This window comes from Metabacillus herbersteinensis (genome assembly GCF_042433335.1).
GTDB classification, from domain to species: domain Bacteria; phylum Bacillota; class Bacilli; order Bacillales; family Bacillaceae; genus Metabacillus; species Metabacillus herbersteinensis.
This window is the reverse complement of the sequence record NZ_JBHLVO010000001.1, coordinates 492,878-508,234: the sequence shown is the minus strand read 5'-3', so window position 1 is coordinate 508,234 and position 15,357 is coordinate 492,878. Positions and strand designations below refer to the sequence as shown.

12 protein-coding genes and 1 pseudogene are annotated in these 15,357 nt (G+C 37.5%); 9 read left to right on the top strand and 4 right to left on the bottom strand.

All coding sequences use genetic code 11. The features are described from left to right. The first annotated feature begins 50 nt into the window (after positions 1-50). From ACFFIX_RS02535 to murC, 3 genes are all read left to right on the top strand, one after another. On the top strand, positions 51-1,148 hold the full coding sequence (locus ACFFIX_RS02535; RefSeq protein WP_378930161.1) for a nicotinate phosphoribosyltransferase: 1,098 nt from the start codon (positions 51-53) through the stop codon (positions 1,146-1,148). A gap of 70 nt (positions 1,149-1,218) precedes the next feature. Continuing rightward, entirely contained in the window at positions 1,219-1,791 is a 573-nt protein-coding gene (locus ACFFIX_RS02530) for a hypothetical protein (protein WP_378930160.1), read from the top strand. A gap of 247 nt (positions 1,792-2,038) precedes the next feature. Then, positions 2,039-3,337: a UDP-N-acetylmuramate--L-alanine ligase gene (gene murC, locus ACFFIX_RS02525; protein WP_378930158.1), complete on the top strand. Its 1,299-nt coding sequence runs from the start codon at positions 2,039-2,041 to the stop codon at positions 3,335-3,337. Between the two features lie 309 nt (positions 3,338-3,646). Here the strand turns inward: murC and ACFFIX_RS02520 are convergent, their stop codons facing one another. Then, on the bottom strand, positions 3,647-4,762 hold the full coding sequence (locus ACFFIX_RS02520; RefSeq protein ID WP_378930156.1) for an aminopeptidase: 1,116 nt from the start codon (positions 4,760-4,762) through the stop codon (positions 3,647-3,649). Positions 4,763-4,967: 205 nt separating this feature from the next. Between ACFFIX_RS02520 and ACFFIX_RS02515 the strand changes: the two genes are divergently transcribed. The 3 genes from ACFFIX_RS02515 to ytxJ all read left to right on the top strand — a co-directional run bounded on the left by ACFFIX_RS02515 (position 4,968) and on the right by ytxJ (position 6,357). Continuing rightward, complete coding sequence (locus ACFFIX_RS02515; protein WP_378930154.1) at positions 4,968-5,405, top strand: DUF948 domain-containing protein; 438 nt, start codon at positions 4,968-4,970, stop codon at positions 5,403-5,405. A 22-nt stretch (positions 5,406-5,427) separates the two neighbouring features. Beyond that, positions 5,428-5,946 (top strand): YtxH domain-containing protein, encoded by a 519-nt coding sequence (locus tag ACFFIX_RS02510; RefSeq protein WP_378930152.1) that lies wholly within the window; start codon positions 5,428-5,430, stop codon positions 5,944-5,946. A gap of 69 nt (positions 5,947-6,015) precedes the next feature. Next, the gene (gene ytxJ / locus ACFFIX_RS02505; RefSeq protein ID WP_378930150.1) at positions 6,016-6,357 is read left to right on the top strand and encodes a bacillithiol system redox-active protein YtxJ; all 342 of its coding nucleotides are present in this window, start codon (positions 6,016-6,018) and stop codon (positions 6,355-6,357) included. A 179-nt stretch (positions 6,358-6,536) separates the two neighbouring features. Here ytxJ and pilM read toward each other — a convergent pair whose 3' ends face one another. Then, positions 6,537-8,681 (bottom strand): pilus assembly protein PilM, encoded by a 2,145-nt coding sequence (pilM, locus tag ACFFIX_RS02500; RefSeq protein WP_378930148.1) that lies wholly within the window; start codon positions 8,679-8,681, stop codon positions 6,537-6,539. A 236-nt stretch (positions 8,682-8,917) separates the two neighbouring features. Between pilM and ACFFIX_RS02495 the strand changes: the two genes are divergently transcribed. Both ACFFIX_RS02495 and ccpA read left to right on the top strand, forming a co-directional pair. Then, positions 8,918-9,994 (top strand): bifunctional 3-deoxy-7-phosphoheptulonate synthase/chorismate mutase, encoded by a 1,077-nt coding sequence (locus tag ACFFIX_RS02495; RefSeq protein ID WP_378930146.1) that lies wholly within the window; start codon positions 8,918-8,920, stop codon positions 9,992-9,994. Between the two features lie 453 nt (positions 9,995-10,447). Further along, positions 10,448-11,452, top strand: a complete 1,005-nt coding sequence (gene ccpA / locus ACFFIX_RS02490; RefSeq protein ID WP_378930144.1) for a catabolite control protein A — start codon at positions 10,448-10,450, stop codon at positions 11,450-11,452. An 88-nt stretch (positions 11,453-11,540) separates the two neighbouring features. Here the strand turns inward: ccpA and ACFFIX_RS02485 are convergent, their stop codons facing one another. Beyond that, positions 11,541-12,722, bottom strand: a complete 1,182-nt coding sequence (locus ACFFIX_RS02485; RefSeq protein ID WP_378930142.1) for an acetoin utilization protein AcuC — start codon at positions 12,720-12,722, stop codon at positions 11,541-11,543. Between the two features lie 93 nt (positions 12,723-12,815). Further along, positions 12,816-13,448: a GNAT family N-acetyltransferase gene (locus ACFFIX_RS02480; protein ID WP_378930140.1), complete on the bottom strand. Its 633-nt coding sequence runs from the start codon at positions 13,446-13,448 to the stop codon at positions 12,816-12,818. Between the two features lie 165 nt (positions 13,449-13,613). Between ACFFIX_RS02480 and acsA the strand changes: the two are divergent. Beyond that, positions 13,614-15,333: pseudogene (gene acsA / locus ACFFIX_RS02475) on the top strand (acetate--CoA ligase). The last annotated feature ends 24 nt before the right edge of the window (positions 15,334-15,357 follow it).

Below are 15,357 nucleotides of genomic sequence, written 5' to 3'. Positions count from 1 at the left end.
CTATAATGATAGAATGTGATCACTAGCTAGGGAAAAGGGAGCTTATGTGGATGAAAGAAATTGAATTAAAGTTGCGAGGGGATATTAAACGGTTGTCGAATAACACATTTAAGTTTGACGAACGAGTTGGAGAAGGATGGTTTTCTGCCGTCTACTTTTTAAAAACTCGTGAAATCGTTAAAGACTTTCTTCCCAATCAACATGTTTTGATGCAGTTTTTTCAAAAAGAGCATGGAGTTCTATGCGGAACAGATGAAGTAATTGCTCTCATAAAAACGTTTGCTGATAATCCAGAAAACTTAGACATTTACTCTTTAAAAGATGGAGATAAAATTAGTCCTTTTGAAACCGTTCTGACTGTTGCAGGTCCTTATCAAGATTTTGGTTATCTTGAGGGAATGATTGATGGTATTTTATCTAGGAGAACTTCCGTTTCAACAAATGTATACAATGTGGTAAAAGCAGCAGGGATTTCGGGTATTCAAAAACCTGTCATCTTTATGGGCGATCGTGATGACCATTTTACACAGCAGGCGGGTGACGGCTATGCTGCACATATAGGTGGATCTACCGCACAAGCTACACATGCAATGAATGAGTGGTGGGGAAAACAAGGAATGGGCACGATGCCTCATGCGCTCATCCAACTGTTTGGTGGTGATGTGGTTGAAGCGGCAAAAGCTTATTATAAAAAATTTCCTGAAGATGATTTAATTGTTTTGGTCGACTATAACAACGATTGCATAACCGATGCACTGCGAATTGCAAGAGAATTTGGCGATCAGCTAAAAGGTGTAAGAGTTGATACCTCCAGGACGATGATTGATCAGTACTTTATTCGAAAACCGGACCTACTTGGCACGTTTGATCCTCGAGGTGTAAATGCTAATTTGATTTTTGCATTAAGAAAAGCCTTGGATGATGAAGGCTATCATCATGTGAAGATTGTTGTAAGTGGTGGTTTTACTCAAAAGCGTATTATGGAATTTGAAGAGAGTAAAGTTCCTGTTGATATTTATGGTGTAGGTGGCAGTTTATTAAACATCACCATTGGATTTACGGGTGATAATGTTTTATTAAATGGTGAGCCGCAAGCAAAAGCTGGTCGACGATACCGCCCAAATCCACGTTTAGAAAAAGTGGAATAAGGTCATGTGTAAGATTGTAAACTTGGAACAGCATCGGAAAGAAAAGGAAATACAGCTTCAGACTTTTTTGATGAAACACATAGGGGAGTTTGAACAGCACTTAGTTAGAAACTCAAACATTCGTGAAAAAGTAAAGGCCGTTCATATTTTTAGGGATAAGGTCGGATGTTCAATACCTAGAGAATTAACTAAACTAGAAGAGCAATTATTTTTGAGCTGGTTCTCATACGACTATAAAACAATTCAAGGCTTCACACTGTACCAAGTTTTCCTTAAGAACATTGATACAAAGTCAATTCCCTTTGAGGCTGTGTTTCATGCTCTTCTTATGGCAAGTGTGTTAGAGCCTTTCAAGATTATTGAAGTGAATAACGATTACTTTGTTGCACTCCACCTAATGACAAACGAACAAAGTATTATTAAAAGCAATCTAGATATACTTTACAAAAGGGACGACTTAGTCTTTCTAAGATGTGTACCAATCTATGATTATTTATTTTCTTTACACCCTGGCTTTCAATTTAATGATGAAAAACGGGGAGCATTACTAAAGCATTTTCAAAATACTGAGTTGAGTTGGCGAACATTTTTAAAAAAACATGCCATACAATTTGCTTGGAATGGGAAAACTGATCAAGAATGATGATTTTAACAATCTTCCTTCTACAAGTTAGAAGTAGTAGCTTGGAATTTAGTTTTCATGGTCAACTGCTATTGATATGTTATAATAAACACCCGTAAGCCCGACTATATTTTTGTTTGGCTTTCTAACCAGAAATTTTTTATAAAAATAGTTTTTTTACATACTTTGAATTGCTATAAATGAGTTGCAAAACTAGATGAACGTCATATACTGTCAATCAGATAGACGTTTGTTGGAGGTTCTATATATGACTGTTTATCACTTTGTTGGAATTAAGGGGACGGGAATGAGCTCCCTCGCACAAATCTTGCATGATATGAATTATCAAGTTCAAGGGTCTGATATTGAAAAAACCATTTTCACTCAGAAAGCACTTGAATCACGTGGAATTCCAATATTACCTTTTACAAAAGATAATATTAAAGAAGGGCTTACTGTTATTGCAGGGAACGCCTTTCCCGATACACATATAGAAATTGAAGAGGCAATTCAGCTTGGGTTACCAGTGATTCGTTACCACCGCTTCCTAGGTGAATTTATGAAGAAGTTTATAAGTGTAGGCGTTACGGGTGTTCATGGTAAAACATCAACAACAGGTTTGCTTTCACATGTTATTCAAGGTGCTGAACCAACTTCTTACCTCATCGGAGATGGAACTGGGAATGGGATTGAAAACAGCAAGTATTTCATTTATGAATCGTGTGAGTACCGGAGACATTTCTTGTCCTACCATCCAGATTACGCGATTATGACAAATATTGATTATGATCATCCTGACTACTTTACAAGCATTGAAGATGTTTTTAGTGCTTTTCAAGAAATGGCTTTGCAAGTAAAAAAGGGAATTATTGCTTGCGGTGATGATGAGCAGCTACAGCAAATTCAGGCAAAGGTTCCTGTTGTCTATTATGGATTAGCCGATCATAATGATTTTCAAGCTCGAAACATTCTCAAAGATACGGATGGTACTGCATTCGATGTATATGTTCGAAATACGTTCTATGCTTCATTTAAAATCAATACCTATGGTGATCATAGTATTTTAAATGCGTTATCTGTTATTGCATTATGTCATTATGAAGAAGTGAGTGTTGAAATTATTCAACAACGTCTTATGACATTCGAAGGGGTTAAGCGTCGTTTCAATGAGAAAAAAGTAGGCGACCAAATTTTAATTGACGATTATGCGCACCACCCAACTGAAATCAATGCAACAATAGATGCAGCAAGACAAAAATACCCTGATCGTGACATCGTTGCCGTTTTTCAACCACATACATTTTCACGTACTCAATCTTTTTTAGAAGAGTTTGCAGACAGCCTTCTAAGAGCAGATTATGTGTATTTATGTGACATTTTTGGCTCAGCCAGAGAGAATGTTGGTAAACTTTCAATTGAAAATCTTAAAGATAAAATACACAATGCTAGCTTAATTTCTGAAGAAGATACATCGATCTTAAAAAGACATGAAAATGCAGTTTTAGTTTTCATGGGCGCTGGTGATATACAAAAATATCAAGAAGCTTATGAAAGAGTTATGGTATAAAAAAAAGGGTGCCTCTCAAATTTTTGAGAGACACCCTTTTTTTATACCAGAATTTATAAGGCGCCTTGCGCTTTTCTTACTGTTTTGGAAATTATAAAATTCTGGTACTGTGGATAACGTTTCTGCATCCAGCTCCAGCGTCTAGCCCCGACGTACAGGACGTGCTAGTGCAGTCAATGCGACAGGATGTCGCGTTTTTGACTGCCTCGAGGTCATAAGTCAATTATAAATTGAAGGCAAAGAACACCTTCTATTTATAATCGCCTTATGCTATGCCTAAGGCTGTTCAAGGCGCTTGCGCTTTTGTTCCTACTTCAAATTCTCAGGATTAAGCGCTTCTAACTCAGGAATAACAAAGCGTCCATCTTTTCGAATTAATACATCGTCAAAATAAATCTCACCACCACCATATTCAGGACGTTGTATCATGACCATGTCCCAGTGAATGTTTGAGTTGTTGCCGTTTGATGCTTCGTCATAGCATTGTCCTGGAGTGAAGTGGAAACTACCGTCGATTTTTTCATCGAATAAGATATCCTGCATCGGATGTAGAATGTAAGGGTTAACACCGATTGCAAACTCTCCTACAAAGCGTGCTCCTTCATCTGTATCGAAAATCTTGTTGATTCGTTCGCTATCATTTGCAGTTGCTTCAACAATTTTGCCTTCCTTAAATGTTAAACGCACATTTTCGAACGTAAAGCCATTGTAAGGTGATGGCGTGTTGCATGTAATTGTACCGCTTACGGAATCACGAACTGGTGCTGTGTAAACTTCACCATCTGGAATGTTCATTTGACCAGAACACTTAATAGCTGGGATATCCTTAATTGAGAAAGATAAATCAGTGTCAGTTCCAGTCAGGCGAACTTTATCTGTTTTGTTCATCAAGTCAACTAATGAATCCATCGCTTTGTCCATTTTTCCGTAATCTAAGTTACAAACATTGAAGTAGAAGTCTTCAAATTGTTCTGTGCTCATTTTTGCAAGCTGTGCCATTGAAGCAGTAGGGTATCTTAGGACAACCCATCTCGTTTTAGGAACTCGAATTTCACGGTGCACCTTTTGTCCGACCGTTTTTCCATGTAACCTCATTTGATCGTCTGGAACGTCTGCCTGTTCACTGATGTTATCACCAGAACGCAAGCCGATATAGGCATCCATTTTGCTCATTACATTTGCCTCGAAATCTGCGATCATATTGTACTGTTCTTCTTGTCCGCCCATAAGCAAGGAACGGTCAACTTGGTGATCTTTTAACGTAACAAAAGGATAACCGCCAACTGCATATGCTTCCTTCACAAGAGAGACAACAAGCTCTCTTTGTAAACCGAAATTCTCAATTAACACTTTCTCGCCTTTTTGTAAGCGGATTGAGTAATTAATTAGATTTTTTGCTAACTGCTCGATACGTGGATCTTTCAAAGTAAATCCTCCTATAAAAAAAGTATATGTACATTCATATTGTAACCGATAACAATTGGAAGAAGAAATGATTTACAAAAATCAAAGTTGCAATAAAAAGGAATTAGACATTTAATGAAGAATTAAGCTATATGATCATATTTTTATGTTTATAATAAGCTTTATCGGGTAATTATCTATTATAATTCACAGGAGGTGTAAGTTCATGATTGTTATTCTTTATTTAAGTGCTGCAATTATTGCGATAGCATTCGCTGTTCTAGTCGTATACTTAGCAAAAACTCTCAAATCCTTACAGGGAACTTTAGACAATGTAGCAGGAACTCTTTCAGGATTAGAGGTTCAAATGCAAGGGATAACAACTGAAACAACGGAATTGTTACATAAAACAAACGCGTTAGCAGAAGATATACAACATAAGTCCGATCGCCTGAATAGTGTCGTTCACGCGGTTGAAGACGTTGGTAACTCAATTCAACAATTCAATTCTTCTGTAAAGAAAGTTTCAACTACAGTAACAACAAATCTTGAACAAAATCAAGATAAGATTAGTCATATCGTTCAATGGAGCAATGTTGCGATGGACATCTGGGAAAAATGGAAGCTCAAGAAGGAAAAGCAACCAACTGTAAAACAGTACTAACAAATAAGGGGAGGAATTTAACATGAGTAAAGATGGAATTAATAGCAAGGATTTTATTATTGGGAGTTTAGTTGGTGGAATTATAGGTGCAGCGACTGCTCTTTTTCTAGCACCGAAGTCTGGTAAAGAGCTTCGCGATGATCTGGGGCAACAAGCAACTGTTGTAAAAGATCGTACTGGAAAATTCACGAATGAAGCACTTGAAAAAAGCAACGGTATCGCTAGCATGGCAAAAGAAAAAACATCTACACTTTCCCAAGTTGTAACAGAACAATCTTCTCAAATTATGAACAAAGTACGTGACTTAACAAATTCGTCAAAAGAGAATGGCGATGTTGTTGAAAACATGGTAGTAGATGCTTTAACGAGTATTTCTGATGAAAATACAGGTTCTGAGTCAGTGAATAAACAAACTGAAGCAGCAATTAATGAGCTAGAAAAAGAAACTTCAGAAGTCGCAAAAAGCTCTGAAGATGTTAAAGCACAAATAAACGAAGAATTAAAAGGTGCTGAGAAAGAACTAACGAAAACGAATCATTAATCGGCGGGAAACTGCCGGTTTTTCTATTCTTAAAACCCATCTAATACATTAACGAAAAGGTGACCGAATATGAGTAAAGAAGTCATAGAAACAGTCGAACAATTTGAAGACATTTTAACCAGGCATGAGAAATTCCTATTCCTCAAAAATAGTTTAACTTGTCCAATCAGTCATGCAGCTTTTGAAGAGTTTGAACATTTCACGGAAGATTATCAAGACATCCCAAGTTACTACTTAAATGTGCAAGACGCACGACAACTTTCAAATTACATCTCAGAAACGATTGGGATTAAACATGAATCACCGCAAGTATTTTTGTTTAAGAGTAAAGAAGTCGTCTGGAGTGCATCCCATTGGAAAATCACCTTTGATGCATTGAGTAAGGAAATGAAGAAGACAAACGAAATTTAAAACCTACGATAATAATAAGTCATCATCGCTGAACGGTAAATCAGTGGTGGTGATTTTTTTCATTTAAGAAATGATGGTGATTTTGCCATGCGATGTAAGTTCAATGTCTGTCAATTTTTGTCGAGAAAACAAAAAAGAGCTTAAAAACAAGCTCTTTTCCACATAAACCCACGATTAAATTAAAGCCACTCGATCGATAATGCATCCCCCGCATTGATTTGATCTTCAAAGCCGATTTCTTCTCCATTTTTCATTAATCGAAAGCGGCTCTTTCCTGTGATTGGAGTGTCTACATCTATTACGTTGAAGATGTCTTGAAAGATAAATGGACTCATGGCGGATTTCGAAGTAGTCAGCTTGTCTCCACTGTTTATTGCCGTGTCCATCTTTATTTTTTCTTGATTCCGATAAAAATCCACCAGATTCTTCTCTAGTGTAATTGGTTTTCCATTAAACGTAACGGAAAGGATTTGGTTGACTAAAATCGTGCATTCATTTGCTACTTCCATTAATGAAGGAGTAACTTGTGGCTTAAGAGTAATCATATCACCATTTTCAACCTTTTTTTCTCCTGTTGTAGGTAATCCATTTTTATACAATCTACCTGAAAACATTTCAAGAGAGATTATTCTTTGATCAAGCTCGATGAAATAAGGTTTTACTTTGGATAATTGCTCATCCAATCTCAGTGACATGAAACTAGCTTCAATTGTATCAGGAATTGTGCAGCTAATTTTGTCCCTGTCCTTTAAAATTACATTAAAGAGTGCAGGCTGATGATTAATTAAAAGTGTAGGCTGTATTGTATATGACTGTCCATTAACCGATATTTTTTTTGTTGGTATTTCGTCTAAAATTTCCTGTAACTGTACTTGTTGTTCTTTCCCATCGGAACCTTTTTGAACTGTAATGATGTCTCCATGCTTAATCTCATCCTCCAAGGAGCACTGTTGTTCATTTTTTATTATATTAGGAGGGTTTCCTATTTTTCCAGGAATTGTTACAGTTACGTTGTTTACCTCGACCATTAATGCCATTCCAGGTTTTCCAAAGAGTCTATTTAATTGAATCCCTGCAGATAGCAAACTATCTCCTACTGTTAATGCTTTCATATGGAACAAGCGTACAGAGCGTTCATTTACTTTTACACTAATATATTGTATCGGATTTTCTTTTGAAGCAACAGCGATACCTATCGGAGTAACTAACTCTGGTCCTTTTTGCAAATGGTCCGCAATTTCTAGATTTGCGATTGCATCAATTCCTCTAATTGCTACGCGATTCTCAGATAGACCAAGTTTTTCTGATAGTTTTTTTGGTAGCAGGGGAGTTAAACTACCACCTCCTACAAGCATGACAGCCTTAGGTGAATTGGAATTATTTAATCTGTAAATTTCTTCACTTATTGAAGTTGCAAGTCGATCTATAGTTGGTGAGATTTTATCAATCACTTCTTGTTTTGGAACTTCCATTTCAAAACCTAAAATATCCGTGATTGTAATCGTATCGTTCGTATGTAATTTTCTTTTTGCTTCTTCAGCTAAGGGGAAGTCTAGCAAAAATTCATCGGATATCGCTTCGGTAATTTCATCGCCGGCAATCGGTACCATTCCGTAGGAAATAATTGTTCCCAAATCTGTGATGGCGATATCGCTTGTACCTGCCCCAATGTCAACAAGGGCGATATTTAAACGTCTCATTGAAGGTGGAATTAATACATTGATTGCTGCAATTGGCTCTAAAGTTAGTGCTTCCATTTCCAAGTTAGCGCGATTTAAAGCAGCAAGCAATGATTCGACGACAACTTTAGGTAGAAAAGTTGAGATAATTTCAACGGAAGCAAAATCGCCTTGCTGATCTATTAAACTACCAATTTCTTCGCCGTCCAATTGATAGTGAAGCACAGAGTACCCAACACAATCATAAAGTGTGAGTTTATTTGCGTCGCTTTTTTCAGCAAGCTGCTTTTGTGCTTGCTGCACAGCCATTAACTCTAGCTGAAGAATGTCTTCTTTTTGAATCATCGGTTTTCCCTTTATTTCAATGACCATCGAGGCCCTCTCTGTTTTTAAGGCCCTACCAGCGGCAGCAACACATACCTTATAAAGTGAACCGTGAGTAGATTCAAGTTCTTCTTTAACTGAAGTAATCACGTTAGCTACAGAAAGAACATCGTGAATTTGCCCATCAAGCATTGAACGTGTGTCATGTTCTTTTATTACCGTATCTATAATTCGATATATTCCATTTTTTTCTTGCAATATTAAGCCGACAACAGAACGAGTCCCAATGTCGAGAGCAAATGTAAAATTGCTTTTATCCAAGTTGAAACACCTTCTTTGTGGGATGCTCATAAAATACTTTATCGCTTAAAAGCTTAAAAGCGTTTAAATGTTAAAGTTTTTAGGTGACAACCATAATTTAATCGTTTATAATAACTAATAATTATAAAAAATGTACCACACTTTCTTTGATAGATAAAGGAAACATAAGTTCACTGAGCTTAGTAAAAAAAGCACGAAATTTTATTATCATATTTAAGATTGAAAGGATGAGAGAGATGAGCAATGCAGAGCTTAATGCATTAAGAGAGAGAGTAGACGAGATTAATTTACAAATGTTAAAACTGATTAGTGAGCGAGGAAAGCTTGTCCAAGAAATCGGGAAAGCAAAAGACACTGGGGGCATTAATCGCTATGACCCTGTTCGAGAACGAAAAATGTTAAATAGTATTATAGAATCCAACGATGGTCCATTTGAGGATTCGACTTTACAGCATATATTCAAAGAAATCTTCAAAGCGGGATTAGAGCTTCAAGAAGATGATCACAGCAAAGCGCTGCTTGTTTCGAGAAAGAAAAAACCTGAAGATACAATTGTTGACATTAAAGGAATTAAAATTGGTGATGGAAGTCAAACATTTATTGTTGGTCCATGTGCAGTTGAAAGCTACGAACAAGTTGCAGCTGTTGCTGAGGAAGCAAAAAAACAAGGTATTAAGCTATTACGTGGTGGTGCATTTAAGCCTCGTACAAGTCCATATGACTTTCAAGGTTTGGGCTTAGAGGGCTTGAAGATTCTTAAAAGAGTTGCCGATGAATATGATATGGCGGTAATAAGTGAAATTGTCAATCCAGCGCATATTGAAATGGCAATCGAATACATCGACGTCATTCAAATTGGTGCAAGAAACATGCAAAACTTTGAATTATTAAAAGCTGCAGGTGCTGTGCGTAAACCGGTTCTTTTAAAACGTGGTTTAGCTGCAACTCTTTCAGAATTTATGAATGCTGCAGAATATATTGCTTCTCAAGGAAATGATCAAATCATTCTTTGTGAACGAGGAATTCGTACGTATGAAACAGCGACAAGAAATACATTAGACATATCGGCTGTTCCGATTTTAAAACAAGAAACACATTTACCGGTATTCGTTGATGTGACACACTCAACTGGAAGAAGAGATCTATTACTTCCAACAGCTAAAGCTGCGCTTGCAATCGGTGCAGACGGAGTAATGGCAGAAGTTCATCCAGATCCTGCTGTTGCGTTATCTGATTCAGCTCAACAAATGGACTTCGATCAATTTGATACATTTATGAAAGAATTGAGACCGTTTGTCAAAGTGAATGCTTAATTGAAAAGATAAAAAGAAATGGCTCAACTGAGTCATTTCTTTTTATTTTAATATCAGAATTTATATAAATTTTAGACTTAGTATGCGTTTCGCAAGTCCAGCGCCTAGCCCCTCGAGGTCTTGCTTGTCGGGGCTGAACAAGGCGCTTGCGCTTTTTTTTTTAGAAAAAATCTATATTTTTTCATTATCTTATTCATACTACAAATAGTACTAGTTAAGATAAAAGTGTGTTCAGTAGTGAACAAATAATGAAAATCCTGTGAAAACGTTGTAAAATCAACGTAAATGCGTTGCAGATGGGTACAGAGTATCGTATGATTATTTACATATAGTTTTCTTAGGTGCCAAAAATCTACACTAACAAATAAAAATCACCATATACATAGTTGATTCAAACTGTTCCGGGTAGTAATTTGAACTAAAGTATAGATGACCGAAAAAAGGAGTGGAAGTATGAGTAGTGTAACAATCTATGATGTTGCACGTGAAGCAAATGTCTCAATGGCAACTGTATCTCGTGTTGTAAACGGCAATCCAAATGTAAAACCAACAACTCGAAAAAAAGTTTTAGAAGCAATTGATCGTCTTGGATATCGTCCAAACGCAGTAGCTCGTGGTTTGGCGAGTAAAAAGACAACAACAGTCGGGGTCATTATTCCCGATATTTCAAGTACGTTTTATTCTGAATTAGCTCGTGGAATAGAAGATATTGCTACAATGTATAAATACAACATTATCTTAAGTAATTCAGATCAAAATAAAGAAAAAGAATTGCATGTATTAAATACGATGCTTGGAAAACAAGTAGATGGAATCGTGTTCATGAGTGGGAATGTAACAGAGGACCATGTTGAACAGTTTAAGCGATCTCCAGTTCCGATTGTATTTGCTGCGTCCATCGATCTTACAGGAACAACCCCATCTGTGAACATTAATTATGAGCAAGCTACATTTGACGTCATTACAATGTTGATTGAAAAAGGACATAGAAGGATTGCATATGTTGCAGGACCAAATGAAGAGCCTGTTAACAGATTGAAAAAATCAGTTGGATATCAAAGTGCTCTTGAAGCTGCGGGAATTCCTTTTGAAGAAGAGCTTGTAATCGAAGGAGACTACACATACGATTCTGGAATTGAAGCTTTTGAAAAAGTAGACGAGCTTTCAGAAAAACCAACAGCGATTTTCGTTGGAACAGACGAGATGGCTCTAGGTGTTATTCATGGTGCACAAGATCGAAACTATAGTATTCCGAACGATTTTGAAATAGTCGGGTTTGATAACACAAGGCTTGCGACAATGGTAAGACCTCAGTTGACGACTGTTGTTCAACCAACATACGATATTGGTGCTGTTGCGATGAGATTGCTAACTAAGCTGATGAACAAAGAAGAAGTAGAAGATCAAAGTGTTGAATTACCACACAGAATTGAATATAGACAATCGACGAAGTCGTGATGAAAAGCAGTAGAATGTAATTTGTTCTACTGCTTTTTCTTTGTTTAGAAAATTCTTGTACTGTTGATAACATTTCTGCATCCAGATCTTATAAAGTATTAACGTTTGAATTCGACTGACCCTGCCGAATAATATGCAAAGCTTTTGCTAAAGTCTGCGCATTTTTTTCTTCTATCTCTGCCTTGCGTGGGATCGGAGTGTACAGATTGCTTGGATCATTCCATCCTTCAGGCAGTGTAACAGGTGCTTGATGTTGCCATTTGTTTATCCAATCTTGTGGCAGTTTGCCTTCTGCTTCGATACCTTTCATTTCTAACCAAATATATGACCACGCTCTTGGAACGACCCGCCATATGTCATAACCACCGCCACCAACTGCAATCCACCGGCCGTCACAGTACTGATGAGCAATCTCATGTGCGATCTTAGGTATCTCTTTATAAATAGCAATAGATGCAGATAAATGTGTTAATGGATCGTGAAAGTGAGCATCTGCACCGTTTTGAGTTAAAATAACATCTGGCTTAAAATAAGCAGCAATTTCTCTTAATGAAGTTTTATAGGCATCTAACCATGAATCATCCTCCGTAAAGGCATCTAAAGGGATGTTAAATGAATAACCATAGCCTTTTCCAGATCCGCGCTCTGTCACACTCCCTGTGCCCGGAAATAAGTATCGACCGGTTTCGTGTATTGATAGTGTGCAAACATTAGGATCATCATAAAACGTCCATTGCACGCCATCACCATGATGTGCATCCGTATCAATATAAAGCACTCTTGCGTTATACTTTTCTTGCATATATTTAATTGCGACTGAGCTGTCATTGTAAATACAAAATCCCGAAGCTTTCCCTCTAAATCCGTGATGTAACCCACCGCCAAAATTCACCGCATGTTTTGCTTTACCACCCATCACAAGGTCAACAGCTGTTAGTGTTCCGCCTACTAAAAGAGCACTAGCTTCATGCATGTTTTGAAAAATTGGTGTATCTTCTGTACTTATTCCATAATTAAGAGCCTCATGTTGTTCGAGTTTTCCGTGTCCTGCTAATGTAACGGCACGAATGTAGTTCCGATCATGGACAAGTGCCAATTCATCATCTGTAGCAAGTCTAGGACTGACAAGCTCGTGATCACCAAGTGTGTTCATTTTTCTTAATAAATCATAGGTTAAATCGACTCTTAACTGATTGAATGGATGGCTTTTACCAAGTTTATAGTCTTGAAATTTAGGAGAGTAGATGAAAACGCTATCTAGATTACTCATGCTTCATTCCCCGGAGTACTTGGCCACTAAACGGTTGTTCTACGAACATAAAATGTACCTCCTTACTTTTACCAATCTCTTGATTGAACTTACTTAGTACATAAACCGATTTTTAAAACGTAAAGAATCAAATTGAGGGATTGAATCAGGTTTTACTCGTTTCCCAATTCGAGCCATTAAGCAGTTAGCAGGATGAGAACTGATCTCTGGATCGTCTGTGGCATACCATTCAAGTCCGCCAGCATGCATCATTTTTTCCATTACTTTACGATATTCCCATACGTTTAAGCCCGACCCTTTAAGATCCCAATGCCAGTAATACTCAGTTGTGATCACAATATAATCTTCCATGGCATCATCCATCATGGACACTCTCAATAAATTTTTACCAACTGAAAAGCCACGGAATTCAGGAATGACTTCAATCGCACCTAGTTCAATCAAATCTTCCATGTTCCCCTCAGACCAGCGTTCTAGTGGATCAGGGTAGAGATATGTAACATAACCAACGATGGTATGTCGATTCCTTGCGATGATAATTCGTCCCTCAGGCAATTTTGCAATTTCAATTAACGCTTTATGCTGTTGATCGGGTTGTCGAAATGCAACCAAATCTTTATGAAATTCATAGCTTGCTAGATTCTCAGAAGAAATCGGACCTTCGATTATGAGACTTCCATGTGGTGTTTTAAGTTCTTTTGCGTTATAAGTCAAACTATGTTTCATCAGGTCACCGCCTTTTTCTTTCTAGTTAAGTGTTTCTTCTATTATACTAAAAATAATAAGGTGAAGCGTTTACATTATAACAAAAGATCTACTTTTTGAAAAATTGAGAAAAATACCATTTTATATTATAATGAAGAAGATTAATTTACATAAGGGGGAGTTTAAGTGAAATTGGAAGCGCTACCAGTAGTGAAGGGGAACCACAACTTATCAGATTACAACGAAGTATATCAAAGTTTCGATTGGCAAGAAGCTGAAAAGAACTTTTCTTGGTCGGAAACTGGTAGAGTCAATGCTGCATACGAGGCTATTGATAAACACGCGACTACATCCCGAAAAAATAAAATTGCTTTGTTCTATCGTGACCAGGAACGTGAGGAAAAGTACACGTTCAAAGAAATGAAAGAACTTTCAAATAAGGCTGGAAACGTGTTAAGACAATCTGCTGATGTTGAAAAAGGTGATCGTGTTTTTGTATTTATGCCTAGAACTCCTGAACTATACTTTGTTATCCTTGGTGCTATTAAATTGGGTGCCATCGTTGGACCTTTGTTTGAAGCTTTTATGGAAGGTGCAGTGAAAGACCGTTTAGAAGACAGTGATGCGAAGGTAATTGTCACAACTCCAGAATTACTAGAAAGAGTTCCTTTTGATCAGTTGCCATCTTTAAAGCATGTAGTAATTGTCGGAAATAGAGTGAATACAGATATTGAATCTATTGATTTTTTAACAGAAATGAAGACTGCTAGCAAAGAGCTTGAGATTGAATGGGTAAATAAGACAGATGGATTGCTGCTACATTATACATCTGGTTCCACTGGAAAGCCAAAAGGGGTACTACATGTTCATAATGCTATGATTCAACAATATCAAACGGCACAATGGGTTCTAGACCTTAAGGAAGATGATGTGTACTGGTGTACAGCAGATCCTGGTTGGGTCACTGGGACGGTATATGGTATTTTTGGACCTTGGCTTTCAGGGGCAACAAATGTGGTTGTAGGAGGGCGATTTAGTCCTGAAACATGGTATCAAACCATTGAAGATTACGGTGTAACGGTTTGGTATAGCGCACCAACTGCATTTAGAATGTTGATGGGTGCAGGAGACGCGTTAGTTAAGCGATTCGACTTACGTTCCTTGCGACATGTTTTAAGCGTAGGTGAGCCATTGAATCCAGAAGTGGTTCGCTGGGGTGTTAAGGTATTTGAAAATCGCATTCATGACACATGGTGGATGACAGAAACAGGTTCACAACTAATCTGTAACTATCCTTGTTTAGAGATTAAGCCTGGATCAATGGGTAAGCCAATCCCAGGTGTTGTTGCAGCGATTGTGGATGACAAAGGGAACGAGGTTCCTCCGTACCGAATGGGGAACTTAGCGATCAAAAAAGGCTTCCCTTCGATGATGCATACAATATGGAATAACCAAGAAAAGTTTGAATCTTACTTTTTGCATGGTGATTGGTATGTTTCTGGTGACTCTGCCTACATGGATGAAGATGGCTATTTCTGGTTCCAAGGGCGAATTGATGATGTCATTATGACCTCGGGTGAGCGAGTAGGTCCATTTGAAGTTGAAAGTAAACTGATTGAACATCCAGCCATTGCAGAAGCAGGAGTAATTGGGAAACCAGATCCTGTTCGAGGGGAAATTATTAAGGCGTTCGTTGCGCTACGAGAAGGATATGAGGCAACGGATGAATTAAAGGAAGAAATTCGTACATTTGTGAAAAAAAGGGTTGGCTGCACATGCTGCACCACGTGAAATAGAATTTAGAGATAAGTTACCTAAAACGCGCAGTGGTAAAATCATGCGCCGTGTCTTAAAGGCATGGGAACTAGATTTACCTACTGGTGATTTGTCGACCATGGAAGATTAAAACCAAAAATGACGTTCCCTTGAG

Bases quoted from the DNA above. Each gene is read 5' to 3' on its own strand.
- ACFFIX_RS02495 (WP_378930146.1), top strand. From the start codon at position 8,918: ATGAGCAATGCAGAGCTTAATGCATTAAGAGAGAGAGTAGACGAGATT.
- ACFFIX_RS02485 (WP_378930142.1), bottom strand. From the start codon at position 12,722: ATGAGTAATCTAGATAGCGTTTTCATCTACTCTCCTAAATTTCAAGAC.
- ACFFIX_RS02480 (WP_378930140.1), bottom strand. From the start codon at position 13,448: ATGAAACATAGTTTGACTTATAACGCAAAAGAACTTAAAACACCACAT.
- ytxJ (WP_378930150.1), top strand. From the start codon at position 6,016: ATGAGTAAAGAAGTCATAGAAACAGTCGAACAATTTGAAGACATTTTA.
- ccpA (WP_378930144.1), top strand. From the start codon at position 10,448: ATGAGTAGTGTAACAATCTATGATGTTGCACGTGAAGCAAATGTCTCA.
- ACFFIX_RS02530 (WP_378930160.1), top strand. From the start codon at position 1,219: ATGAAACACATAGGGGAGTTTGAACAGCACTTAGTTAGAAACTCAAAC.
- ACFFIX_RS02515 (WP_378930154.1), top strand. From the start codon at position 4,968: ATGATTGTTATTCTTTATTTAAGTGCTGCAATTATTGCGATAGCATTC.
- ACFFIX_RS02535 (WP_378930161.1), top strand. From the start codon at position 51: ATGAAAGAAATTGAATTAAAGTTGCGAGGGGATATTAAACGGTTGTCG.
- ACFFIX_RS02510 (WP_378930152.1), top strand. From the start codon at position 5,428: ATGAGTAAAGATGGAATTAATAGCAAGGATTTTATTATTGGGAGTTTA.
- murC (WP_378930158.1), top strand. From the start codon at position 2,039: ATGACTGTTTATCACTTTGTTGGAATTAAGGGGACGGGAATGAGCTCC.